Annotated in this window: 18 protein-coding genes and 1 pseudogene; 11 read left to right on the forward strand and 8 right to left on the reverse strand. The window is 45.6% G+C overall.

The genetic code is table 11. The annotated features are described in order from the left end of the window. Positions 1-45 precede the first annotated feature (45 nt). From speF to NL647_RS08370, 3 genes are all read right to left on the reverse strand, one after another. Positions 46-2,226 carry an ornithine decarboxylase SpeF gene (speF, locus tag NL647_RS08360; RefSeq protein WP_005429232.1) on the reverse strand — a complete coding sequence of 727 codons (2,181 nt, stop codon included), beginning with the start codon at positions 2,224-2,226 and terminating at the stop codon, positions 46-48. A 710-nt stretch (positions 2,227-2,936) separates the two neighbouring features. Continuing rightward, positions 2,937-3,383 carry a helix-turn-helix transcriptional regulator gene (locus NL647_RS08365; protein WP_005447369.1) on the reverse strand — a complete coding sequence of 149 codons (447 nt, stop codon included), beginning with the start codon at positions 3,381-3,383 and terminating at the stop codon, positions 2,937-2,939. Positions 3,384-3,879: 496 nt separating this feature from the next. Further along, positions 3,880-5,085, reverse strand: coding sequence for a tetratricopeptide repeat protein (locus tag NL647_RS08370; protein ID WP_005447367.1), 1,206 nt, complete (start codon positions 5,083-5,085; stop codon positions 3,880-3,882). Positions 5,086-5,598: 513 nt separating this feature from the next. Here NL647_RS08370 and pulA point away from each other — a divergent pair. Then, complete coding sequence (pulA, locus tag NL647_RS08375; RefSeq protein WP_253649985.1) at positions 5,599-9,588, forward strand: pullulanase-type alpha-1,6-glucosidase; 3,990 nt, start codon at positions 5,599-5,601, stop codon at positions 9,586-9,588. Positions 9,589-9,710: 122 nt separating this feature from the next. On the opposite strand, the gene NL647_RS08380 is transcribed toward pulA, so the two are convergent. Both NL647_RS08380 and NL647_RS08385 read right to left on the reverse strand, forming a co-directional pair. After that, positions 9,711-10,844, reverse strand: coding sequence for a glycerate kinase (locus tag NL647_RS08380; protein WP_253649986.1), 1,134 nt, complete (start codon positions 10,842-10,844; stop codon positions 9,711-9,713). A gap of 149 nt (positions 10,845-10,993) precedes the next feature. Next, entirely contained in the window at positions 10,994-12,130 is a 1,137-nt protein-coding gene (locus NL647_RS08385; protein ID WP_253649987.1) for a sugar diacid recognition domain-containing protein, read from the reverse strand. A gap of 534 nt (positions 12,131-12,664) precedes the next feature. On the opposite strand from NL647_RS08385, the gene NL647_RS08390 reads away from it, so the two are divergent. Next, complete coding sequence (locus NL647_RS08390; protein ID WP_005428284.1) at positions 12,665-12,838, forward strand: hypothetical protein; 174 nt, start codon at positions 12,665-12,667, stop codon at positions 12,836-12,838. 38 nt (positions 12,839-12,876) lie between these two features. Here the strand turns inward: NL647_RS08390 and NL647_RS08395 are convergent, their stop codons facing one another. Both NL647_RS08395 and NL647_RS08400 read right to left on the reverse strand, forming a co-directional pair. Continuing rightward, positions 12,877-14,565 (reverse strand): amidohydrolase, encoded by a 1,689-nt coding sequence (locus NL647_RS08395; RefSeq protein ID WP_253649988.1) that lies wholly within the window; start codon positions 14,563-14,565, stop codon positions 12,877-12,879. A 79-nt stretch (positions 14,566-14,644) separates the two neighbouring features. Next, complete coding sequence (locus NL647_RS08400; RefSeq protein WP_253649989.1) at positions 14,645-15,034, reverse strand: hypothetical protein; 390 nt, start codon at positions 15,032-15,034, stop codon at positions 14,645-14,647. Positions 15,035-15,276: 242 nt separating this feature from the next. Between NL647_RS08400 and NL647_RS08405 the strand changes: the two genes are divergently transcribed. The 8 genes and pseudogenes from NL647_RS08405 (at position 15,277) to NL647_RS08445 (ending at position 22,587) form a co-directional block, all read left to right on the forward strand. Continuing rightward, the gene (locus NL647_RS08405) at positions 15,277-17,124 is read left to right on the forward strand and encodes a M3 family metallopeptidase (RefSeq protein WP_253649990.1); all 1,848 of its coding nucleotides are present in this window, start codon (positions 15,277-15,279) and stop codon (positions 17,122-17,124) included. A gap of 55 nt (positions 17,125-17,179) precedes the next feature. Beyond that, positions 17,180-17,716, forward strand: coding sequence for a DUF924 family protein (locus NL647_RS08410; RefSeq protein ID WP_009695992.1), 537 nt, complete (start codon positions 17,180-17,182; stop codon positions 17,714-17,716). 143 nt (positions 17,717-17,859) lie between these two features. Then, entirely contained in the window at positions 17,860-18,150 is a 291-nt protein-coding gene (locus NL647_RS08415) for a putative quinol monooxygenase (RefSeq protein WP_009695991.1), read from the forward strand. A 203-nt stretch (positions 18,151-18,353) separates the two neighbouring features. After that, positions 18,354-19,064 (forward strand): HAD family hydrolase, encoded by a 711-nt coding sequence (locus tag NL647_RS08420; protein WP_050907996.1) that lies wholly within the window; start codon positions 18,354-18,356, stop codon positions 19,062-19,064. A 155-nt stretch (positions 19,065-19,219) separates the two neighbouring features. Continuing rightward, positions 19,220-19,537, forward strand: a complete 318-nt coding sequence (locus tag NL647_RS08425; RefSeq protein WP_110414962.1) for a DUF4144 family protein — start codon at positions 19,220-19,222, stop codon at positions 19,535-19,537. A gap of 139 nt (positions 19,538-19,676) precedes the next feature. Then, a pseudogene (locus tag NL647_RS27235) lies at positions 19,677-20,241 on the forward strand (methyltransferase domain-containing protein). Between the two features lie 62 nt (positions 20,242-20,303). Further along, a complete protein-coding gene (locus NL647_RS08440) occupies positions 20,304-21,554 on the forward strand; it encodes a hypothetical protein (RefSeq protein WP_253649991.1) in 1,251 nt (416 codons plus the stop codon). A gap of 94 nt (positions 21,555-21,648) precedes the next feature. Beyond that, positions 21,649-22,587, forward strand: a complete 939-nt coding sequence (locus NL647_RS08445; protein WP_005447345.1) for a LysR family transcriptional regulator — start codon at positions 21,649-21,651, stop codon at positions 22,585-22,587. A gap of 35 nt (positions 22,588-22,622) precedes the next feature. On the opposite strand, the gene NL647_RS08450 is transcribed toward NL647_RS08445, so the two are convergent. Further along, positions 22,623-23,069 carry a hypothetical protein gene (locus NL647_RS08450; RefSeq protein WP_005447343.1) on the reverse strand — a complete coding sequence of 149 codons (447 nt, stop codon included), beginning with the start codon at positions 23,067-23,069 and terminating at the stop codon, positions 22,623-22,625. Between the two features lie 363 nt (positions 23,070-23,432). On the opposite strand from NL647_RS08450, the gene NL647_RS08455 reads away from it, so the two are divergent. Beyond that, complete coding sequence (locus tag NL647_RS08455) at positions 23,433-23,924, forward strand: VOC family protein (RefSeq protein ID WP_005428296.1); 492 nt, start codon at positions 23,433-23,435, stop codon at positions 23,922-23,924. Positions 23,925-24,003 lie beyond the last annotated feature (79 nt).

Below are 24,003 nucleotides of genomic sequence, written 5' to 3' on the forward strand. Positions count from 1 at the left end.
ACGGTTCGCACCGCGACAATCAAGTCACGATGCGAACGGGGTAGATTAATCTTTAAGGGCGTAGCAATGGGCGGTGGTGCGACCATTGACGTCTTCTAGGTATACACCTTGAATCTCTGGTGCGAAGCCTGGGAATCGGTTGATGCCTTCTTCTAGAGATAAGAAGTAATCGACCACTTGTTGAGTCCAGATTTCGCCCGTGATCACACAGATAATGCCTGGAGGGTAAGGAAGCGCACCTTCTGCTGCGACACGACCTACCGCTTCTTTCAGAGGCAAGTAATCACACTCGCCGCGGAAGTATTTGCGTGTTGCCACATCTGGTTTGTGCACCATAGTTGGGAAGTATTCGCTACGGAACATCGCTTTTTGTAGCTGTTTCACGTTCAGCTCTTTGTACATGTCATGCATTTCCTGACATAGCTGACGGATGGTGTAGCCGCGGTAGCGTTCTTTGTTCGCTTCGTAAACGCGAGGAAGCACGATGTTTAGCGGCGCATCATCACGAATAAATTTCTCGAAGCGGTTAATTTGCGCCACAAGATGACGGATCTTACCCATGTCCTCTGCTGGAGTGAGAAGGAACAAGATAGAGTTCAAGTCACACTTCTCAGGGATGATGCCGTTCTCACGTAGGAAGTTAGCCAATAACGTTGCAGGAATACCAAAGTCTGCGTAGCTACCATCTTCAGCAATACCTGCTGTAGTGAGTAGCAATTTACATGGGTCAACGAAGTACTGACCTTCGCCGTAGCCTTCAAATTTATGCCAGCTTGCGTCTGGCTCGAACATGAAGAACTTCTTATTGGTTGCGATAAGATCGGTGTCGTAACTGCCCCATGGTTGACCATCCACTTGGTCAGGAATGAACGGACGAATCAGCTCACAACTTTTCAGGATTTCTTTACGTGCTTCGATACCAGTCTTAACCGCATCACGCCATAGGCGTAGACCCGCTTCACCATCGTGGATCTTCGCGTTCACATCCAATGCTGAGAACAGCGCGTAGAATGGTGAAGTTGACGCGTGCATCATAAACGCGTTGTTGAAGCGTTTGTGGTTACAGTAGCGAGCCTGACCTTTGATATGGTGGTCTTTTTTGTGGATTTGCGATGTTTGAGAGAAGCCTGCTTGTTGCTTGTGAACAGACTGAGTCACAATCACACCCGCATCTTCTGGTTTCAGATCCAGTAGCAGTGGAGAACAGTCTTTCATCATAGGAATGAACTGCTCGTAGCCCACCCATGCAGAGTCGAATAGGATGTAGTCACATAGATGACCAATCTTATCCATCACGTAACGTGCGTTGTAGATGGTACCGTCGTAAGTACCCAATTGGATGATCGCAAGACGGAATGGACGTTCATCACGAGCACGCTCTGGCGACACTTTCGCAATTTGAGCACGGATGTATTCTTCATCAAAACAGTGCTCATCCATACCACCGATAAAGCCCCAAGGGTTACGTGCTGTTTCTAGGTAAACTGGCATACCGCCCGCTTGGATCAATGCACCGTGGTGGTTTGATTTGTGGTTGTTACGGTCAAACATCACCAAATCACCTTCGGTCACTAACGCGTTACAAACCACTTTGTTTGAAGCCGAAGTGCCGTTAAGTACGAAGTAGGTTTTGTCTGAGTTGAACACTTTTGCTGCGTGTGCTTGAGCTTGGTGAGCAGAACCTTCGTGGATCAGCAAGTCACCTAAATCAACGTCCGCGTTACACAAGTCACTACGGAATAGGTTTTCACCAAAGAAATCGTAGAACTGTTTACCTGCTGGGTGTTTTTTGAAGAACTGACCGCCTTGGTGTCCTGGACAGTCAAATGCAGAGTTGCCCATTTCCACGTAGTGAGTCAATTGTTTGAAGAAAGGTGGAAGTAGGCGACATTCGTATTTGGTGACAGCCTCATTGATTTGGCGACCGTAGTATTCAATTGACTGTCTTTCCAAATCGATAACGCCGGTTAACCATACGTAATCTTCTGCTGAAACTGGGTTTTCATCTGTGACCAAGAAAACCGGAATGCCATAACCCGTTTCAGAAATAATTTTGTGTAGACCAGCCTTAATATCTGCAGAAGTAATAATTGCAGCGCCAACGTCAGTTAATTCGACGTGCTCAAGTGGTTTTAAAGTTCGGTTAAATTGCTCATCCAAAGATTCAGATAATAAACTGAAGTCTTCTGGCATGTAATTACTAACACCGATAATTAAACGTTTCATTTGAAATATCTCTTATTTGTTCTGTAAAGACGACAAGCACAGATATTACAAACGAAATTAATATTTAAAATTCAAAAAACAAATTTCGTGATTATTAGTTCATAATTAAAACTCTTATTTTCTCGAAATAAAATTTCGCGATCTTTATCACTTTCCTTTCGATAAGCCAATGATATTAGATTTTGGCTTAAATTGAATTTAGGTGAAGAATTATGTGACCTCACCAGTTATTATTAAAAAAGGAATCAAAAGAAAATAAAATTTTGCGATTTTCATCACTCTATATTTAATCACTTTGATTTAATAGATTAAATACAAACAATAATTACGCTTATATTTAACAATTTATAAACTATATACCCAAGTAACTTCAAGATGCAGGGTTCAGCGCGTTGTCATTGATTCGAGAGCAAGGAAAACAACGCAGTGTAATAGCCAGCTCTTTCCAAGTTGTTTGACGCAGCAATCGGGTCAATGACACGCTCCCAAAGGGCGAGCTGCCTTGGCTTGTATACTTTGTTGCCGATTCTTGATTTAGATCCACTAAACCTTTAAATCGCCGCCGCGTCTACAAACCAAGTCAGTCTCGCTGAACCTAGCATATCGAGGTTACTTGGGTATAAACAAAAAGCCATCAACATTTCTGCTGATGGCTTTTTACTTTATTGTTTTACTTTGTTGGTTTTACTTTGATAGCAGCGAGAGCCAGTTTAATCAAACAAATGGCTATCGAGCCTCACGCCATTATTCGACCACAATTGATACCGTTTCACCGCGATTCCAGACGAGTACATGGTGTGCTTACAGTCCATACATTCCACAAAGTACAGACCACTCATGCCAGCCATAACATGTAACCTTCGACTGTCACAGCGCTTACAAGACAAGCGCTGCACCTTACTGTTTACATCCACACGACGGGCGAAGTTCAGCGTTTCATGCGAGCTTAGAGCCTCAACAGCGCTGTCTTTAAACGGGTGCTCACTGAGCAAGTGGTTGATGGCATAATCATACACCGGAGGAATCGATGTTTTGCCATTCTCTATATTGGTTATCTTAGCAACGGAAACTCCCAACAAAGATGCAAATTCCACTTTGCTGTATTCCAAGATAAACCTTGAAGAGATGAACTTATCTGCACTAATGATTCTCAACATACACAAATCTCTAATAGACATAAAAAGAGCGTGAGTTTGCCCCTTTATGTTGAAAAGGATAATAACAGGTTGCTTCTTACTGTATTTATACGCAGAGTGTGCGCTATTTTATTTTTGGGTATATTGCGCTCAATTAAGTTAAAGATCAATAGAGATAATAGAAAACCGAAAATAGAAATTAAGATTTAGTAATATAAAACTTAATAGCTAATATTAGTTAAAGTAATGAATCTAGATAGATCAACACAAATTAAGCTAACAAATTATTTTCATAGCCGTTTTATTGGCTAATCAATAATATTGGATTGGAGCTTAATTCGTGTATTTCCAACAAGGGGGGATTTCCCTCTATTTGTCGATTTATATAACGATAGGTGATTAAGTGATGGATTTCTGTTGAAAAATTGCATAAAGATCACTCACCTCTTTATACCTAAGAGATGCTTGGGTATATGCACTTGGTGGAATTTCTTATAACACGGGCAATAAAAAAGCCTCACGAATGAGGCTTGTTGAGATTCTGTGGCTGTAAGAAGTTCTGAGTAAAGTCGAGCACTTCTTTTGATGGTTGCTTGGGTGGAGAAGCAAACTCTTGCTGTGGTGGAACCTCAGCATCAAAGTTCAGCTCTGGTGCGCCATCAAGCAAACTTTCTTCTTCATGATGTTCTTCACTCAGCAACTCATTGAGTTCATCTTGATCTGGGAAGTAAGGTTCACGTTTGTAGACCTTGTTTAACGCACGAATGATAGAGTGCTTTTTGACGAAACCAGATGCGAGCTTCCTCTGCAGCGGTTTAGCGATAGATTGCAGCCCCACTACAACATCCACGCCGATGTTGCTTGCGACTTCATCACGAACGACACGTGCTGGCTCATAGCCCATGTTCGCGGATAAAAACAGCCAAATATAAGCAATCGCATTGCCTGTTTTACCGGTATCTTTCCACGCTTCTCCCGCGTGAAACATTGCCTCTGCGCTGCCACTCTCCGCCGCTCTTTCAAGCCAATAACACGCTTTCACCATGCTTTTATCAGTGCCAGTGCCTCTTAGATAACACAAACCCACTTGGATTTTACCTTCAGCACTGTCTTGCTCGGCAGCTTTCATAAACCAGAACAAAGCATCAGCACTACGCCCTGCCGTATTCTCCGGTGATAACTGCCATTCCCCCATATACAACATGGCAGGAATACAACCCTCATCTGCTGCCATTTCGATGAGTTGATGCCCTTTGGGAATATTCTTCTCGGTACCACGTCCAGACAAAAGTGCCTTACCCGTTGCAAATTTCGCGTCGATATCACCTTCCATACCGGCAATCGCAGTACGCCAAAAATTCGCTTGCTCTCTTAAGATAACATCTTCACGCATTCGCTCAGCCAAACGCACCACACCATACATACCTGTGACGTTATCCAGTTTGGCAGCTTTGTCGTACCAATACAGAGCGCGCTTGAGATTGTCTCGCTCTGACTCTTTCGCTAAATAGAGAATTGTCGGAATATGACCGGTCTCCGCCTTAAACTCACGCTCTTTACGTTCTTGTTCGCGCGCTTTTTGCATCGCCTTGCGATACGCCACTTCACGCGCTTTCCTCTCTGCCTCTAGACGTTGCTTACGCATCGACAACGAGATCATCCAAACAAATATCAGGATGAGTGAAAGGCCAGTTGCTGTAATAGCAATGCCCATACTACTCATAAACCGCCTCTTTTTAGGTCAGTGCTCACCGAGACTTTCCGCGCTTGGGAAAATCTGCAAAATTCTAACTCGGGGTATAATTGCGCCATCTTTGGCGTACTCCGCTCTATTATATAACGACCATGTAGGTAAAATCTGAAGTTTACTGGTCGAGTATGGCGAATTTTTATTCGATATCACCGCAACTTATTTTTAATTAAAAAATAACACCCCTAATTTTATAGAAATGAGTCACAGTTTTGGGGCTTAGACATTCTCCGCCCCTATCATCCCCCCTTTCTCCTCCTATAAAAATTTACATCTTTAGGCTGTGCTGAATATCTCACTATGAGACCGTTTTATTATTTAATTTGTGAACAAAATCTAGTGTGACAGAAAATTTTTACTTGTAAAAAACTTAACTGCCTGCTCTCACATTTTGCTGATAGTTCAGTGTATTAGCATCTTGTTGAACATTTCCTTTTCGGCATTTTGCCAATCTATTATCAATTCAATAACAATGGATTTGTAAACGTGGACAATAAAACATTTAAATTATCAGCGATTGCTAAAACCGTACTGCCGCTCCTTTCTGTGGCAGTCATCAGCGGTTGTGGCAGTGATAGCACAAGCGATGACACAACGAACCCTGGCTCTGGTCTACACCCTGCGGGAGAGAACGAAGTTGTCATCTATTACAAACGCGATGTCGCAGCTGCATCATCAGCAAGCGATTACGAAGGTTGGGGTCTACACCTTTGGAATGGCGAAGGCTGTACCAGTACCGATCTTGAAGAAATGGGGCTCCCAGAGGGCGGTACGGACTGGGGGTCACCTCGCCCATTCGACGGCATCAGTGACACTTACGGTGCTTACTACGTTCTGAAAGTGAACCCAGACGCATCTGACCCACACAACTGTATGAACTTCATCCTACACAAAGGGGATGAGAAGGCATTCGGCAGTGCAAACTCAAAAGTTGAGCTGACTAAGCTAGGTGAATCGAAAGGTTTGTTCGGCTTCCACGGCAGCAGCGAACTTTACTACGAACCAATTGAAGAACGTCCTGTCGAAATTGACGGTCAAAAAGCGCATTGGCTAGATGCTAATACCATCGCTTGGGAAGCGGCGGCGAATGCAGACTCAATGAAGCTTTACTACAGCTTGACTAACGACATCAAGATGGATGAAGACAAGCAAATCACTGGTGGTACAGCAGTTGAGCTGACGAAAGCAGGCGAATTGTCTGAAGCACTGAAAAAACGTTTCCGTCACCTTTCTAGCCTACAAGCAGCAGGTATCGATGTTGATGCTGACGTACTTCACACCATTCTAAAATCGCAAATCGTCATGGTGGCTTACAACGCAGATGGCGATGTTATTTCTGCAACTGAAGTACAAAAACCAGGCGTACTTGATGCCGTATTTGCTAACAAAGATGCAGGTAACGCAATCGGTCAGGAACTTGGCGCAATTGTTGATGGCAACGCAGCAACATTCAAGCTTTGGGCACCAACAGCGCAAGACGTTGACCTGATCATCTACGATGCAGATTTGAAAGAACAAGCAACTGTTGCGATGACAGAAGATCCAGCTACAGGTATCTGGGCATCAGAAGCGCAAAGCGACGTATTAAACAAATACTACCGTTACCAAGTTAAGGTTTACCACCCAACAACAGGCGTTGTAGAAACTCGCCTTGTTACTGACCCATACTCGCTAAGCTTGTCTCAAAACTCTCTGTACTCACAAGTTGTAGACCTAGACAGCGATAGCTTGAAACCTCAAGGTTGGAATGATTACAAACGTCCTGAACTTGCTAAAGACGAAGACCACGTACTGTACGAGTCGCACCTACGTGATTTCAGCTTTAGCGATACCAAAGGGACCAAAGCATACAATGGTAAGTACCTTGCCCTGACAGAAACGGATCGTGAATCGGTTTCACACCTTCAAGCTTTGAAAGACGCAGGTCTCACTACGCTTCACATTCTGCCAGCATTCGATATCGCTACCGTCGATGAAAACGAAGCAAACCGCGTGGATATTACTGACACGGTTGGCAAACTCTGTGACATTAAACCAGCCGCTTCTGTTTGTGGTACAGAAAACGAAAGTAAAGTCATTGAAGATGTCCTAAACAGCTACGATCCAACAACGGGTTCAGCTCAGGCTCTGATGAATGACCTACGTATGCTAGACAGCTTCAACTGGGGCTATGACCCATTCCATTACACAGTGCCAGAAGGCAGCTACGCGACCGATCCTAATGGTTCTAAGCGTATTGTTGAATTCCGTGAAATGGTTCAAGCAACACACAAAATGAAGCTAAAACTTATCATGGACGTGGTGTACAACCACACTAACGCATCTGGCGTAAATGATAAGTCGGTTCTGGATAAGATTGTCCCTGGATACTACCACCGCCTGAACGTAAACACGGGTGGCGTAGAGAACTCAACTTGTTGTGATAACACAGCAACAGAGAACCTAATGATGGGTAAACTGATGGTTGACTCATTGTTAGTATGGGCAGACGACTACAAAGTGGATGGTTTCCGTTTTGACTTGATGGGTCACCAGCCAAAAGACGTGATGGTTTACGCGCTAGAGCAAGTACGTAAAGTTGACCCTAACACACTATTCTACGGCGAAGGTTGGGACTTTGGTGAAGTGGCACAAAACGCTCGCTTCGACCAAGCGACGCAAGTCAACATGGCTGGCACAGAGATCGGTACTTTCTCGGACCGTCTACGTGATGCAGTTCGTGGCGGCAGCCCATTCGATGGCGGTAAAGACTCAGAAGGTAACCACCCACTTCGCTTCAACCAAGGTTTTGGTAACGCAGCATACGCTAACGAAGAAACGAAGACAGACGCTGATTCAGTAAACGGTCGTCTGCACAACCAAGATCTTGTTCGCCTAGGTATGGCGGGTAACTTGGCTGAATTCGTTCTTCTTGATTACAAGGGCGACACTAAACTTGGTAAGAACGTAGACTACAACGGTGCACCTGCGGGCTACACTAAGATGCCATCAGAGAACATCTCTTACGTATCTAAGCACGATAACCAAACGCTTTGGGACAACAACGCTTACAAGATTGCTACAGGCACCCCTTCTGCTGAACGCGCTCGTATGCAAAACGTGTCTCTATCTACGGTAATGTTGGGGCAAGGTATTCCATTCATTCACATGGGTTCTGAACTGCTACGTTCGAAATCGATGCAGCGTGACTCTTACGATTCTGGTGACTGGTTCAACCGTGTGTTCTTCAACGGTACGGACAACAACTGGAACGTCGGTCTACCTCGTCAAGATAAAGATGGCGCAAACTGGGAGCTTATCCAGAAGATCGTTAGTGACAGTTCTGCGAAACCAAGTGCTGAAGATATCGAGCTAACTAAGAAGCAATTCCTAGAACTACTGAAAATCCGCAGCTCTAGCGAACTGTTCCGCTTAGATACTGCACAAGAAGTAATGAACCGCGTCGATTTCCGTAACGTAGGCAAAGACCAAGTAGAAGGCTTGATCGTTATGTCTATCGATGACGGTAAATCAGCAGGTAAAGACCTAGACACCAACTACGATGCCGTTGTGGCAGTGGTGAACTCAACGTCTAAAGAGCAATCTTTCACAGTGAAAGGTGCAACAGGTTTCGAACTGCATGAGATTCAGAAGAACTCAGCAGACGACATCGTAAAAGGTGCAAGCTTCGCGGGTGAGACGTTCACAGTTCCTGCGCTAACAACAGCGGTATTTGTACAGCCTCAGGGCGGTGCACAAGGCGACGGTCTACCGGTTAACAAGGACAACAAAGACGTATCAAGCATTCCTCCTTACGGTGAAACTGTGGTTTACGTGAAGGGTTCGATGAACGGTTGGTCTGATAGCAGCGATTGGGCAATGACCTTTATCGGCAATGGCTTGTACTCAGTAACAGGTGTACTTGAAGCTGGTGAGCACGAGTTCAAGTTTGCAGATTCAGGTTGGTCAAATCCAAACATCGGTTGTGATGCAGCAACCCAAGCAAGTGACTCTTTAGACCTAGGTGCAGCGGGCAACTGTAAGCTATCAGTGGCTGAAACTGGCAAATACAACTTCACTCTAAACGCACTGAATGTTCAAGATGAAAGCGTAGAAAAACCAGTAATTTCAGTAACGAAAGCAGCAGATGCGCCAACGTTTGGTGACACGTCACTGTTCTTACGCGGCACTATCACCACTTGGGATACGCCAGCTGAAGACTCTAGCGCTAAATTCTCTTACGTAGCCGCTGATGTTTACTCACTAGACATCGCTCTAGCAGCAGGCAGCTACGAAATGAAGATCGCAAGCGCAGACTGGGCTGATGCGACCAACTTTGGTGGTGACGGCAGCGTGGAGCTAGGTAAAGCGGTCACCATGAATGCCGGTGGCGGTAGCAAAAACCTTAAAATTACGATTGCTGAAGCAGGAAACTACAACTTCCACTTCAATGCGGCAGACAAGGCGGCACCAATCGTAACGGTAACTAAGAAGTAAAACAGTAGGCGCAATCATGTGCTAGCTTGGGGAGGGTAACACCTCCCCTTTTTTGTGCCTGTTTTCCGCAACGACGAAAACCACAAACCTCCACAGCTCATCGCTCCTAAGCACAGCGAGAGTTAGTGTGGCAACTGCCACAACCTCGCCACGTTTTCTGCCAAATTGGCTAGGTTTGTATCCGCTTCTTCCATCGCTTCAGGCAAGCTCATTGCGCGTGGCACACACACGAATACCGCATCAATGCCACATTCATAGACTGCTTGGAAGTTATCACCTGTGCAGCCTGCTAGGGCAATCACTGGCAAACCATATTCTTTCGCCACTTTCGCCACACCCATTGGTGTTTTGCCATGCACGGTTTGATGGTCAATACGACCTTCACCAGTAAAGACAATATCAGCGTCTGCTACATGCTCTGCGAGCTTTACGGTGTCTAGCACAATCTCGATACCCGGTTTCAGTCGTGCTGGGAGGTAACCAAGCAACGCCGCGCCCATACCACCGGCTGCACCTGCGCCTTTTTGAGTCAGAACGTGCTTGCCCGTCACTTGCTCTGTCAGTTCGCCGAATTTGTTGAGAGCGGAATCTAATAGCTCAACACCTGCTGACGTTGCGCCCTTTTGCGGACCAAAAATTGCTGATGCGCCTTTCTCTCCACACAATGGGTTATCAACATCACACGCCACCAACACCTCACAATCAGCTAAGCGAGCGTCGAGACCAGACACGTCAATGCTTGCTAGCTCAACCAAACCACCACCATTGAGGGTGATTTCACGACCAGAACGGTCTAAGAACTTCACCCCTAATGCCGCCAGCATACCCGTACCGCCGTCATTGGTTGCGCTACCTCCTAAGCCGATGATCAAGCGTTGAATACCGCGATCAAGCGCATTCGAAATTAACTGACCGGTACCAAAGCTGCTGGTGTTTTTCGGGTCACGAAGATCACTTGGCACAAGATGTAAGCCACTTGCCTCGGCCATCTCAATCACTGCGGTTTCGCCGTCCCCCAGAATACCGTAAAACGCCTTCACATCATTACCGAGCGGACCTTTTACGGTCACGAAAACCTGCTCCCCCTCAGTCGCATCAATCAAAGATTGAACTGTACCTTCGCCGCCGTCAGCAACAGGTAGCGTGACAAACTCTGCGTCTTGCCAAACACGAGACAAACCCACCTTGATCGCCTCACTCACTTGTTTAGCGGTCAAGCTCTCTTTAAACGAATCTGGGGCAATCACAACTTTCATTTCATTCTCCTGAAAACAGCGCGCTGCGAGGAACAAGTCGCAACTCATCAATGTAGCTATTCTCACTCAAAAACTCGGCGAATTCTTTAGGCAAACAACCAAAGTACACTGAGCTTAATCATTTAAATCTTGTGCGCTTGCACAATAAATCAACTTAACTTATTGAGATGACTGGCAATATAAAGCTCAACCAACCCCGTAAAATCATGCGTTGAAATGCCCGTCACTTCACTGATTTTATCTAGACGGTACCTCAATGTATTTCTATGAATAAACAATGCATTAGCGCAATCATTAGCGTTGCCATTGGCATGAAAATACGCCTCTAAAGTTTTCACCAACTGCCCAGATTTGTCTGCTGAAGCAAGAGAAGTCATCGCCTGAGCGAGTTGTTCACCTTGCCAAGAGTCGGCTAACGGGGCGAGTAACACAGGTATGCGATATTCAGAGAAGCTCAATGTGATTTGTTCTGGATGAGAACGGCGACCAACGGCAAGCACCTGCTTGGCACTTTGGTAGGAAAGAGGGAGTTGTTTTACGCCATCAAAATATTGCCCAATCGCAAGGCGAACATCGTCAATTTGATTGGCCGTTAATCGGCGCTGAATGCGCTCAAGTATACTTTGGTCACTGTTCGAGGTAGAGGAAGAACGCAAAGACTTCAGAACGACAATTTCGTTCATCGACATGATCGCCACCAACGGTTTATCTTCAGAACGATACAGTACGTCCACCACTTCACGTACCTTGCTCAAACTAACAGGAGCATTATCTGCAATAAGCTCAATCACCACGGCAACTCTTTGTGTTACTAAATCGATGCAAAGACGCTGAGCCCAATCGTGCAGATCTGAATCATTGAGTTGTTGGTTTAACCATGCTGACACGAACTCTTCTTGGTGGCGACGATCCCATTGCAACTGCTCCACCAGCGAAGCTTGCTCAATGGTCAGTTCCGCTGTCACCTTAACTAACTGAGCAAACGCTCGGATTTGCTCAGGTTTGCCAGTGACGCCCACCACACCAACCACTTCACCTTTAAAGTGCAGCAGCATATTGATGCCCGGTTTCACGCCTTGCAGGGATTGGCAACTTTGCTCATCCAACTCCAGCGAATCACCGTGGTTGAGCGCTAGCACCGCCCCATCGTGCTTTTGACCAATGCGCTCAGCTTCACCACTGCCAATAATAGTGCCTGCCGCGTTCATCACATTGATGTTGTGTCCAATGATCGACATAGTGCGATCGACGATTTGCTGCGCGAGTGTGTGGTCGAGAATCACCATTTTTGTTCCTAAAATCTCAACGATTGAGGCGTCAATAAATCACACTTTGTCTTCTATCGCCATGATATTGAACTGGAATCAACGCCAAAGTGAAATATCACCCAATTATACCCAAGTGACTTCAAGATGCAGGATTCAGAGCGTTGTCATTGATTCGAGAGTAAGGAAAACAACGCAGTGTAATAGCTAGCTCTTTCCAAGTTGTTTGACGCAGCCATTTGTTTGACTAAAAAAGCGAGTCAAAGACACGCTCCCAAAGGGCACTCTTTGCAAATAGTAAGGGTCTTGGCTTGTATACTTTGTTGCCGATTCTTGATTTAGACTGACTAGATCTTTAAATCGGCGCCGCGTCTACAAACCAAGTCATTCTCGCTGAACCTAGCATCTCGAGGTTGCTTGGGTATAACCTTAAATTATTTATGGCTATTAAGCCAAAAAGTCAGCCATCACTGCTTATACTTATAGTCGAGCCACCCAAGTTTTTGTACTTGGCGCGACTTGAACCGACAACCAAACAGTGACCGGAGGGAGACTATGGAACTGCGGAACAAGGCGGGCGACATTGCCAAAATTGCTGACAACCTCACCTTGAAAGAAATAACCGAAATGGGCTACACCGTCGATCTATGCGATGAAGCCTTTGATCCAGGCGAACATTGGAAAGCAGAAGGACAAACGCAAGGTATGGGCGAATACCCTGAAGAATAATCTATAGAACCTTTTAGCCGAGTGAATCATCGCTCGGCTTATTCATCATCAATTTGTTCATACACCACTTCCCCGCGCAGCACTGTCATGAGGACACGCGCTTGTGCTATGTCTTGTGCTTTCAATTGGGTAATATCTTGATCCAATACGGCAAAATCTGCCGATTTCCCAACATCTATTGAGCCAATGTCCTTCTCTAAACCCAAGCTGTAAGCCGGATGAATTGTATATGCATCAATCGCAGCGGTAACGTTTGGCAAGCCAGTATCTCCCATCACCAAACTGTTGGAGATGCCAACCAATGGGTTCAAATCATGCACATTCCAATCACTGCTTAACGTCACGTTAGCTTGAGTATTATAAAGCGCGCGCAGGTTCATTAAGGCTCTAGTTCGCTTAGCGCCTAAGAAGGCTTCTGCCCATTGATGTTCGTGATACGCCACATAATCGGAACCGACTTGAAAGTCTGCCGTAACGTCCAACTTGGCAAACCTTGGTACATCTTTGCTGTTCACCAGTTCCACATGCGTCAAAGTATAACGACGCTGGTTACCTTGGCTGCGCATTTTTTCAATCGCATTGAGTGATTCGCGAATGCCGCCATCTCCGATAGCATGAATGTGCGCGCTGTAACCGAGTTTATCGAGCTTGTTTAGCCATTCTGGCATCACTTTTGGTGAGATGTAATTCAACCCATATGGTGAATCAGGCAAGTAAGTATCAAGATAAGGTGCAAGGGTTTTTGCGGTGCCATTTATAAAGATGCCATCGCTGTACATTTTGACTTGGTTTACCAGTAACAAGCGAGAGGTGTCGTCGGACTGAATGCGTTTCAAATACGTCAGTTGAGAGTCCATGCTGTCGGTCGGATAGATCCATGGTCGTAAAGAAACACGAGCGGTCAAATCGCCTCGTTTTTCGCTCTCTTTCCATACTTCATACCAACCTCGCTTCCAGTACATTCGTCCATCACCAATTGTGGTAATGCCGTAGAGCGCGGCTTCTTCTAATCCGGTCAACAAGCCTTGGTAGCTCACCGCAAACTGCGCACTCATGCTGTTCCAAGCCAGCTCCATCACTAAATCACCCGCGTTATCGAGCAAGATGCCATTCAACTCGCCTGTATCCGGATCTTTGAGAATGCGACCGCCTTGCGGATCGGACGTGGTTTTATCAATGTTCGCCGCTTTCAGCGCAGCCGAGTTAACCCACATCGAGTGAGAGGTTTGCTCCATTAACACCACAGGCGTATCAGGAAACACCTCATCGATCACTTCGAGAGGTGTGCGTTGGTTTTCTTCCGACAAAGTAGCATCAAGCGTAAAACCGTAGCCCATCAACCACTCGCCATCTTGGACAAACTCTTTGCAGTCTTGCAGTTGTGGGATTTGCTCATCCAACATTACGCCAGCTTGCAACAAGCACGTACCGCCTGCTTCGGAAGCCGCCTCAAACACATGGTTGTGGTTATCGACAAAGCCCGGTAACAAATAGGTATCGCTTAAATCCACCACTTCCGTGCCATCACCAACCCACGCTTGTGCCTTGGCTTTATCGCCAATAAAAGCAATCCGCCCGTCACGCACGGCGACAGCATCGGCTTGCGGATGACCATAAATACCAGCGTTGATGTACACCATGTCTGCCGTTTGCTCAGCAGCATTCGCCCATGCGCTAAATGCAGACAGCAACACAGCACCAAGAATCCGTCTATGAGGAGTTAACATGACACCTTCCGTTGTATTCGCTAACACATTGAGTATATGCAAACTGGTTTAGTTTGCTGTCGGTGCGGGTTAGGCGTCATTATTTCTGTGCGCTTGCTTGGATTTCCTCTACAAACAGACGCACCTCTTCTAGATAGTTGCCATTCGCACAACCCCAGTCACTCACTTCGATAAATTCACGCGTTAACTGACCACTTTCATCATGAATGACGTTTTGGCGAAACAAGTTCCAATTTGCCGACTGTTTTGGATTGTTGGCATCCACATAACGCTCACCATAGCTTTCGATTAACTGGTTGTAGGCATTCTGACGCTGTTCTGCGTTTGCCGATTCACTCAGTATCACAGCGCAGTTTTTTTCGATGACCTGAACTCGGTCATTGGTTGGCAGCGTCGTTGAGCATCCTGCTAATGTTAGACCCATTAGACCCATTAGACCCATTAGACCCATTGTTATTCTTGTTTTCATTATTGTTTTCCTTACCTTTAGCACCACCGCGAAAGACCGAATTTTATAAACTGCGCTCCACGATTTCTAATCAAAAACGGAAAAACTTTGTGACTGACGTCTGCACATGTAAAAAGTGCGGTAAATTACTGTTTACAAGCCATAAAGAAGACAAATGGATTTCGCATTCCTTTCTGCTATTTAGACGTGCCATAATCAACGACGATAAAAACCTCAATAAAGCAAACATTTGAAGGATCAAAATGACTGCAACGGAATACCTAAACGACCTCAACCAACGTTACCTCGCTATCCATCGCACCAAAGAAGACTTCTTTTGGGAAACCTACATGGGCATCAGCGACGACCACGATGGTTCGACAAAAGCACAAACCGCTTGGACCAATTTCTTGAGCAACGCCGAACAAATCTCAGCCATCAAAGCGCAACTTGAATCGGCTGAAGCGATCGCTGATCCACAAGAGAAACAGCAAACGCAAATTGGTTTGCAAGGATGGTTGGCAACATTTGAATCGCACGCGATTGAAGGCGAACAAGCTCAAGCCCAAAAGAATGCTCTGATTGCATTTGAAGCCGAGTTGTTCGAGAAAAAGCAAAATCACGTCCTGACGTTTACCAATGAAAACGGTGAACAAACCGAGGGCTCTTTGCCTGTATTGTCTTCGACCATTCGCGCCAATAATCACCAAGAAGTGCGTCAATCAGCACATCAAACGCTACTCGACCTTGAGCAATGGTTGCTGCAAAACGGCTTTATTGAGCTGATCAAACTGCGTAATCAATTCGCACGTTCTTTGGGCTACGAAACCTTCTTTGACTACTCAGTGAAGAAGACGGAAAAGATGAGCTCTGAGCAACTGTTCAGCATCTTAGATGACTTTGAACTGCGCACGCGCGATGCCCACCTAAGCAGCTTGGCAAACCTTGCAGAGCAAAAAGGTCAAAGCGCACTGACTGGCTATAACTTTGTGTACTCGTTTGCCGGTGACGTCATGCGTGACTTAGACCCGTACGTGCCGTTTTCAAAATCACTACGTCGCTGGGTAGAATCATTCGGTCGCCTAAATATCGAATACTCAGGCGCAGAGCTGACGCTAGACCTGCTTGATCGTAAAGGCAAATACCCGAACGGTTTTTGTCATGGCCCTATCCCATCGTTCTACAACCAAGGCGAATGGGTTGCCGCGCAGGTGAACTTCACCAGTAACGCGAAGCCAGACCAAGTGGGCAGCGGCTATGATGGCATCAATACTCTGTTCCACGAAGGTGGTCACGCTGCGCATTTCGCTAACGTGAAGATGAACGCGCCTTGTTTCTCTCAAGAGTTCGCACCAACTTCCATGGCATACGCAGAAACTCAATCCATGTTCTGTGACAGCCTGCTGACCGATGCCGATTGGCTAAAACAATACGCGTTGGACGCAGAAGGTAACCCAGTACCGGATGAGATCATCCAAGCGATGATCAATAGCCGTCAGCCATTCAAAGCGTACGAAGAGCGCAGCATTTTGGTCGTGCCGTATTTTGAACGCGCACTTTACCAATTAAGCGATGAAGAACTGACGCCAGAACGCATCACAAAGCTGGCACGCGATTGCGAAAAGCAAATCCTTGGTTTGGAGTGCAGCCCACGCCCATTGATGGCGATTCCACACCTTCTGTCTGATGAAGCAGCGTGTGCCTACCACGGTTACTTGCTAGCACATATGGCGGTTTACCAGACTCGCGCTTACTTCCTCGATAAGTTTGGCTACCTGACTGACAACCCAGAGATTGGTCCACTACTGGCGAAACATTATTGGCATGCGGGTAACCACCTATCGCACAACGAGACTATCGTTAGTCTCACGGGTGAAGGCTTTAACGCTAAGTATCTGGCAGACATGTGTAACCTATCCCCAGAACAAGCATGGGAAGTTCAGCAGCAGAAGATTGCTTCGCTGCAAACTCGTGAACGTGCTCCGGTAGCGTCTTTAAATGCCAGCATCAAAGTGGTGGATGGCAGCAAAGAGCTTGCAAGCAATACGATCTCAGACGAGCAGATGTGCGAGCAGTTTGAGCACTATATCGAAGAGACTTACGGTCGATAAGCGAAACCAAGAGCTAGGGTATACTCCTAGCTCTTTTTCTATCAGGGAAGCAACCATGTACCAAGATATCCTGACTTTCTGGTTTGAAGAACTGGAACCAAAAGACTGGTTTGTGAGTAATGCAGACGTCGATAAACAGATCGAAACGCGCTTTCTCACCACCTTAGAGCAAGCCGCTCAATCTGAATTGTTTGACTGGCGAGAGACGGCACAAGGTCGCCTCGCAGAGATCATTGTGCTCGACCAATTCTCTCGCAATGTTTACCGCAACACGCCAAAAGCGTTCGCTCAAGATGCCCTCGCACTTGCCTTGGCGCAAGAGACGATTCGTTTAGGGTTGGACCAAGAATTGACCGACGTTGAGCGCAGCTTTTTGTATATGCCATTTATGCACAGTGAATCTAAGCGGATTCATGAAGAGGCAGAAAAGCTGTTCAAAGCTCTGGGGCGAGAATCTAACTACGAGTTCGAACTAAAGCATAAGGTGATCATTGATCGCTTTGGTCGCTATCCACACCGCAATGCGATTTTGGACCGTGATAGCACCGCAGAAGAAGTGGAATTCTTACAGCAGCCTGGTTCCAGTTTTTAAACACAGCTAGCACAAAATTGAAGCAGGATTATCAATTTATATTTGATAATAAATCAATCATTGTGCTGTTTATCATTTGGTGATTCGCGACTAATCTTTACCTCGTCAACACGATACATCACGATCAACAGAGGATTTCCACCATGGCTAAATTGACCATCGTCGCTAACATCATTGCCAAAGCAGACCAAGTAGAATTGGTAAAAGCTGAGCTACTGAAACTGATTGATGTCACTCGTGCCGAGGAAGGTTGCATCAACTACGACCTTCACCAAGATAACGAAAACCCAGCGCATTTCACCTTCTACGAAAACTGGGAATCACGCGAACTATGGCGCAAGCACATGGACAACGCGCACCTAGCACAATACATGAAAGCAACAGAAGGCGCGGTAGACACCTTCACTCTAAACGAGATGTCGCACATCGCTTAACGCTTGTACTACGCAGCACGCACTAGAAAGCCAGCAACCATCACCTTGCTGGCTTTTTGTTTTTCTTTTGCTTGTTCTCTCTTGCATCCTCTCCGAGCGATTCAAAGCAAGCTTATGAAAACATGAGCAAGATCTGATTATCTCCCCCCTAAGACTGGCAAGATTTAAAGCTACTCACCCTCTGCTGTATCAAAAGGTTTTGTATGAAGTTAGACGCCGTATTGTGGGATTACGATGGCACCCTAGTAAATTCTGTTCCGAAAAATATCGACATCACCAAAGCGATATTGTCCGTTGTAGCGCCGCGCCTGACCGGGGATAACTTACCGAAATACCTACGCAGTGAAGCGGATTATCATCATGCCAATCACGCAGCGAAAAACTGGCAAGAACTGTACGTAAACTACTATGGTATGTCCCAAGACGAAATGCTCATAGCCGGCACCATGTGGGCAGAGCACCAAGAACAAAACCAAACACCAGTGGATCTATTCAATGGCATTGCCAATGTGGTGAATGCGTTCGCGCACCTGCCACACGGAGTCTGCTCTCAGAACTCGCAATCCAACATTCGCAACGTACTTAGCGCCAACCAAATCAATGCTCCGTTTAAAGCCGTCGTGGGCTACGATGATGTGTCCAATGGACATCAGAAGCCGGATCCTTTTGGTGGCATCAAATGCATTGAATCCATCTTTGGGCACACGGATAAACAGCTGCTGATGTACATTGGTGACCACGAAGCGGACACGCTTTTTGCACGCAATATCGAGCAACATTTAGGTAGCAACTGCAAAGTGATTGCCGTAGCAGCAGCGTACAGTGGCGCTCAACCGCAGCACTGGAACGCCCAGCCAGATTATGTGGCACATCAAGTAGACGACTTAATCGACATCATTGGTAATTACGCTTAGCCTCAACATGCACAACACTGAAAACCCGAAAACCATCTCGAAGACAGAAAGCCTTTTGCTCTCTTAAGGCTTTGTGTATCGTACATGCCTTGTGCTGGCTTACTCGGCTCACGCGCAACTTCAGACCATTCACACTCAATACCTAAGGTAACGCAATGATCACATGGCCTTGTTTACTTAAACTCGATGGTGACGATGAACTGGTGTATTTAGCTTCACCAAAGCAGCTAAATGCAGAATGCCAAGCGTTGATTTGGGGTCAGGATGACATAGTGATTGATACGCAAGGTCATTGCTACGCATTGCAAACTGGCTTTGACAACTCTGTAGAATTAAGCCTTTTGCCACAAACACTGAATGTGCAGCAAGTGACAGAGCTGATTCAAAAACACGAATTTAGCAAAGCACAACGTTGCATCATCAAAATCCATTTTGTGTCGGTCCAGCAAGCGATTGAAGCGTTGGCTGATTAACAATTACGCCCTTGTTTTTATGCTGAGATAAAAACATAAGCACCTGAATTTCGATACTTTCTCATTTTGAGACTCATAATCACTAAAAACAGCGGAGTGATTCTTGCTACTTCAATCTTTTGGCTTTGAGGAAAATGACATGCAAGAAAAAGTTCGCCAACTGGATGCGCAGCAAACCACCTCATTTGACACGGAATACATCGATAAAGGCATGTTTGAAGTACTAACCAAACAAACATCTGGTCTGCCACCTTTTCCAAGATGCTGCGCTTGAAAGCAGTTTTGATATCATCCAGTTCAACTGGGTCTTGCATCACTTTGTTACCGACACCTATCAGTCCACCAAGCAAGTACAGCAAGAGGCTCTTCATTGTGCCTACCGGCATTTAACCCCAGGAGGGCTGATTGTCATGTTTGAAAACTTCTACGAAGGGCTTTTAGTGAACAATTTACCCAGTTCACTGATTTATCGATCTACCTCATCCAAGCTACTAGCACCGCTCACTCAACGACTAGGTGCGAACACTGCGGGCGTTGGTGTCTGCTTCCATAGTCGTACTACTTGGCACGATATGATCATTGAAGCGGGCTTTAAAACCGTCTTGCACGTTCCCTTCTATGCCTTTGGCAATTTGAGTAGTCTCAAGACCAAAGCGTTGCATTTGCGAAAACAAAATGTGGGATTATTGATTGGTAAAAAGTAGCTAATCCGCTATTAAAATTTGTTAATCTGGCACGATGAAACGTGTGAATAGTGAAGCCGCTTATGAACAAGGTCGTATTGGTATTTGGTGGATTGGGGAGCGCCAAATCGTCTGTGGTAGGTTTGTATAAGAACCTTCTGCACACCTTAAGTTCTCGCTTTGATGTCGTCGCCATTGACCCTGCAGTTCAACATCCCAAGTCCTGTGCATCGCAGTTCCAATTCCCTTACTCCGCTCGCTACGCCGATCTTGATGCGTTTTTACAAGCTCATTCACACACTGACGTTGCTGCCGCCTTCGTTCTAACACCGGTCGGCACACATCTTTCCATCATTGAACAAGTGAGTAATGCCCTCGACATTCAAAACCTGTTGTTTGTGGTTGAGAAACCGTCCTTCTCTTTAGCTGAAATCGACACAGGCTTTGACCAAGTCATTCCTAAGCTTAAACGTCGCGGAGCACTGTTTTACTTTATTGATACCGCTTTGGTTTCCCCTTCGTTGGAAGCACTCTTTGCCGATTCATCTATCGCGCTACCTGACTCTGCCCCGCGCAAGGTTATCGCGATTGCAGCCGACAACCCCATCGACAATCATGAAGCAATCCAAGACTTCCGTTTTGAAAACCGAATTGAATTACTCAACGCGAGAAAGCTACTTAACTTAGCCACCAGCGGCGGCGGAGGTTATGGCTTTGATATGGGCATCCATGCGATTGCTGGGCTAGTTCGCTACCTGCATAAATCCGGCATAGGAGACTCGCAAGTTGAACTAAAACAGATCCGTGCCGAACGTATTAACGAATCGCAATTGGAGTACACACAAGGCGCTGAAACCCATCTCTATATCGAAGGCGAACTCACGTCTCCGGAGGGCAATATTGAAGTCGTGATTGAGGCAGGAAAAGCGGGTGATATTTGGGACAGACGGTTGGAACTGCACTACACAGACCGCGTCATCGCAATTGGCTTTGGCACACTCAAGCATCCTCCTTATCTTTGGGAGAGAAGCCCCAATGGCATCAAGAGCACCACATTTGATGTTTCTGGCTCAGGTTATGCGATGCACTTTAACGACATCCTATGCGCGCTTGGTTTTGACGCAGAGCCTTTGCTCTCACAACAAGAAAGCGAAGCCTTGATGTCACAATCGATGAACTTGCTGCGCTGCGTATTTGACGCCATCGGCGATACCCATCAAGTTCGCGAACGAAACATTACCGTGGCTGATAAACACATGCCCAAATACCTATCGGAAGCAGAGCTAGAGATTAGGAAAGAGCTCAGTCAATACCTCAACAGTTTGATTCATTAAATGGGCAACGAGTCAGTATTTCTGGCTCAATTCAATTAAGTGATATAGTTTCTATTCATACCCTTCAATTTGTAAGTTGAATGATAGGAATATCATGATAAATCTATCCCACTTAATCAAAAATGATATGAACCTGCTGATTTGTCTGTACGTTTTACTGCAAGAACGCAGCGTGAGCAGAACCGCAGAAAAGCTATTCTTATCTCAATCGGCCGTCAGTAAACAACTTACTAAATTGCGCCAGGAGTTTGATGACCCCTTATTCGAGCGAGAATCCAAAGGTTTATTGCCGACCCCAAAAGCGTTGGCATTGGAGAGCAAACTGCAACAAATCCTGATGCAAATTGATCAGCTTCGTGAACCAGAAGAATTTGACCCAGAACGCTCGACTCGCGTTTTTAGTATCGATCTTATCGAAACCGCTTACTCCACAATTTACCCACGTTTTCTGCCTCAGGCGTTATCCAGTGCACCGAACATCACCATCAAAAGTGCCGATTGGAGCCACAGCAGTATTACTCGATTACAAAGGCGAGAAATCGATTTTGGTGTCGGTATTTTTGAGTTTGATGATCGTTCGAAAACCCATGTCGACACCATCCCTGACACACTGAATTACGCGGAACTGATGCGCGATACTTCGGCATGTATATTGAGAAAAGGACACCCTGCATTAGAGGAAGAATGGAACCTTGATGCGTTCTTAAAGTACCGCCATATACAAGTCATCACAGGAGGCGTGTCTAGTTGGCTACTGCACGAGGTGCTCGACACAAAACGACTTCGCATTGATAACGCCGTCAACATGTCCGACATTTCCAGCGCGGTAAAACTGTGTGAAAAAAGCGACTTGGTACTGACCTACCCCTACAAAAGCATCCGCGAGTTCGAAGGTAAATCAGACATTGTGATCAAGCCGCTCCCGATAGAGATGGAGCCCGGTGGGTTCTTTCTACTTTGGAACAAGCAACTCGACAACGACCCAAGCCATAAATGGTTAAGAGAACTAATCGTCAGTCAGTCTTATGCTTAATCTCAGAGCCTGTAACCAAAGTAGAAAATGCAAAGCTATGAGTTGATGTACTTTAGATGAACATTCAAGCGCCAAAAGTAGAGTGCTTGCAAAGCGATAACAGAGAATGTCGAAAGTAATTCAATAATAAAATAATGTTGATCGCCAAAATCAAAAGATACGATAGCCATCCCAACAAGCACAGATAAAGCGACAAACCTAAAAGACAAAGGGATAGATAAAGCGATAGAGCGAAGAATGTAGGTTTTACCATCTCTATTGTTCGTTCTATACGTGACACCTACCCCCAAAATTGACACGACTAAGATACCGATAGCCTCGGTTATCATAGCTTCATTGCTTGCATACGGTGCCAAGATCATCAAGTACGGGGTTACCGTATAAAAGATTAAGAATATTAAAGCGTATTTAATCCAATCACTGTCTGGCACTTTGTTGTCTCTTAGCTCCTCAGACAGCTTTGATGTTTTCCAAATGTACAAATCCTTATTCCTTTTATATGTGAGCTCAGATTTAAGGCTCCCCTAAAACCCTAACTACTAACGTTCAAAAACAACCAGTCAATATCAATAAAAACAGATAACTAGCAGCAACTTCGGTCTGAAGTTTACCTCACAAAACCATTCACAATCGATATAAAACAATCCAAAAAGCAAAGGAATTTATAAGATAACCGTTTGATAAGCTCGCGGAATACATTTGTTTATTCTTCTCCTTACCCACCAATAACAAAATGTTATCATTATAAAAATTATTGATAATTTCATGTAATCAGAAATTCTCCATATACTCTCCTCCATCGAAACGAAACACGAATTAATCATCACAGTTTTTGGAGCAGAATTATGAAAATGAATCACGTAGGCATCATGGTTGGCGATATGGACAAAGCAGTAGAGTTCTACACTAAAGCGCTTGGTCTTCGCATCGTAATGAACAACACAAAAGTTATCGAAGAGCGCGAATCAGCAATCGGTCGTATGTGTATCGCCGTATTCGGTGAAGGCTTCAAAGGCTTCAACATCGCTCACCTAGTGACGTCTGACGGCATCGGTGTTGAGTTGTTTGAAATGAAAGAGCGTCAAGAGCGTCACGAAGTAGACTTCTCTCGCCTAGGCATCTTCCACTTCTGTCTACAAGTAGCGAAAGAGCAGTTCCCACAAACTATCAAACGTATTGAAGAGTTTGGTGGTAAAGCTCGCATGGACATCATGCGCTACCACCCAGAAGACGACAGCAAACAAGCTCAAATGATCTACATGGAAGACCCGTTTGGTAACCTATTCGAGCTTTACTCACACACTTACGAAGAGACTTACGCGTCTGATTACGAATAATTAAACGTCTAAGAACAAAAAAGGACTGGCACTAAGCCAGTCTTTTTTTAATAACATCAGTTTATTAAGCTCAACCAAT

It is taken from the genome of Vibrio sp. Y29_XK_CS5 (genome assembly GCF_024181835.1).
Taxonomy (GTDB): Bacteria; Pseudomonadota; Gammaproteobacteria; order Enterobacterales; family Vibrionaceae; genus Vibrio; species Vibrio harveyi.

What these genes read in the sequence shown, in the direction of transcription:
- NL647_RS08390 (WP_005428284.1), top strand. Translation starts at nt 12,665, where the DNA reads ATGGAACTGCGGAACAAGGCGGGCGACATTGCCAAAATTGCTGACAAC.
- NL647_RS08455 (WP_005428296.1), top strand. Translation starts at nt 23,433, where the DNA reads ATGAAAATGAATCACGTAGGCATCATGGTTGGCGATATGGACAAAGCA.
- NL647_RS08365 (WP_005447369.1), bottom strand. Translation starts at nt 3,383, where the DNA reads ATGTTGAGAATCATTAGTGCAGATAAGTTCATCTCTTCAAGGTTTATC.
- NL647_RS08415 (WP_009695991.1), top strand. Translation starts at nt 17,860, where the DNA reads ATGGCTAAATTGACCATCGTCGCTAACATCATTGCCAAAGCAGACCAA.
- NL647_RS08385 (WP_253649987.1), bottom strand. Translation starts at nt 12,130, where the DNA reads ATGGTGATTCTCGACCACACACTCGCGCAGCAAATCGTCGATCGCACT.
- NL647_RS08410 (WP_009695992.1), top strand. Translation starts at nt 17,180, where the DNA reads ATGTACCAAGATATCCTGACTTTCTGGTTTGAAGAACTGGAACCAAAA.
- NL647_RS08370 (WP_005447367.1), bottom strand. Translation starts at nt 5,085, where the DNA reads ATGAGTAGTATGGGCATTGCTATTACAGCAACTGGCCTTTCACTCATC.
- NL647_RS08395 (WP_253649988.1), bottom strand. Translation starts at nt 14,565, where the DNA reads ATGTTAACTCCTCATAGACGGATTCTTGGTGCTGTGTTGCTGTCTGCA.
- NL647_RS08400 (WP_253649989.1), bottom strand. Translation starts at nt 15,034, where the DNA reads ATGAAAACAAGAATAACAATGGGTCTAATGGGTCTAATGGGTCTAATG.
- NL647_RS08445 (WP_005447345.1), top strand. Translation starts at nt 21,649, where the DNA reads ATGATAAATCTATCCCACTTAATCAAAAATGATATGAACCTGCTGATT.
- NL647_RS08440 (WP_253649991.1), top strand. Translation starts at nt 20,304, where the DNA reads ATGAACAAGGTCGTATTGGTATTTGGTGGATTGGGGAGCGCCAAATCG.
- speF (WP_005429232.1), bottom strand. Translation starts at nt 2,226, where the DNA reads ATGAAACGTTTAATTATCGGTGTTAGTAATTACATGCCAGAAGACTTC.
- NL647_RS08420 (WP_050907996.1), top strand. Translation starts at nt 18,354, where the DNA reads ATGAAGTTAGACGCCGTATTGTGGGATTACGATGGCACCCTAGTAAAT.
- NL647_RS08380 (WP_253649986.1), bottom strand. Translation starts at nt 10,844, where the DNA reads ATGAAAGTTGTGATTGCCCCAGATTCGTTTAAAGAGAGCTTGACCGCT.
- NL647_RS08425 (WP_110414962.1), top strand. Translation starts at nt 19,220, where the DNA reads ATGATCACATGGCCTTGTTTACTTAAACTCGATGGTGACGATGAACTG.
- NL647_RS08405 (WP_253649990.1), top strand. Translation starts at nt 15,277, where the DNA reads ATGACTGCAACGGAATACCTAAACGACCTCAACCAACGTTACCTCGCT.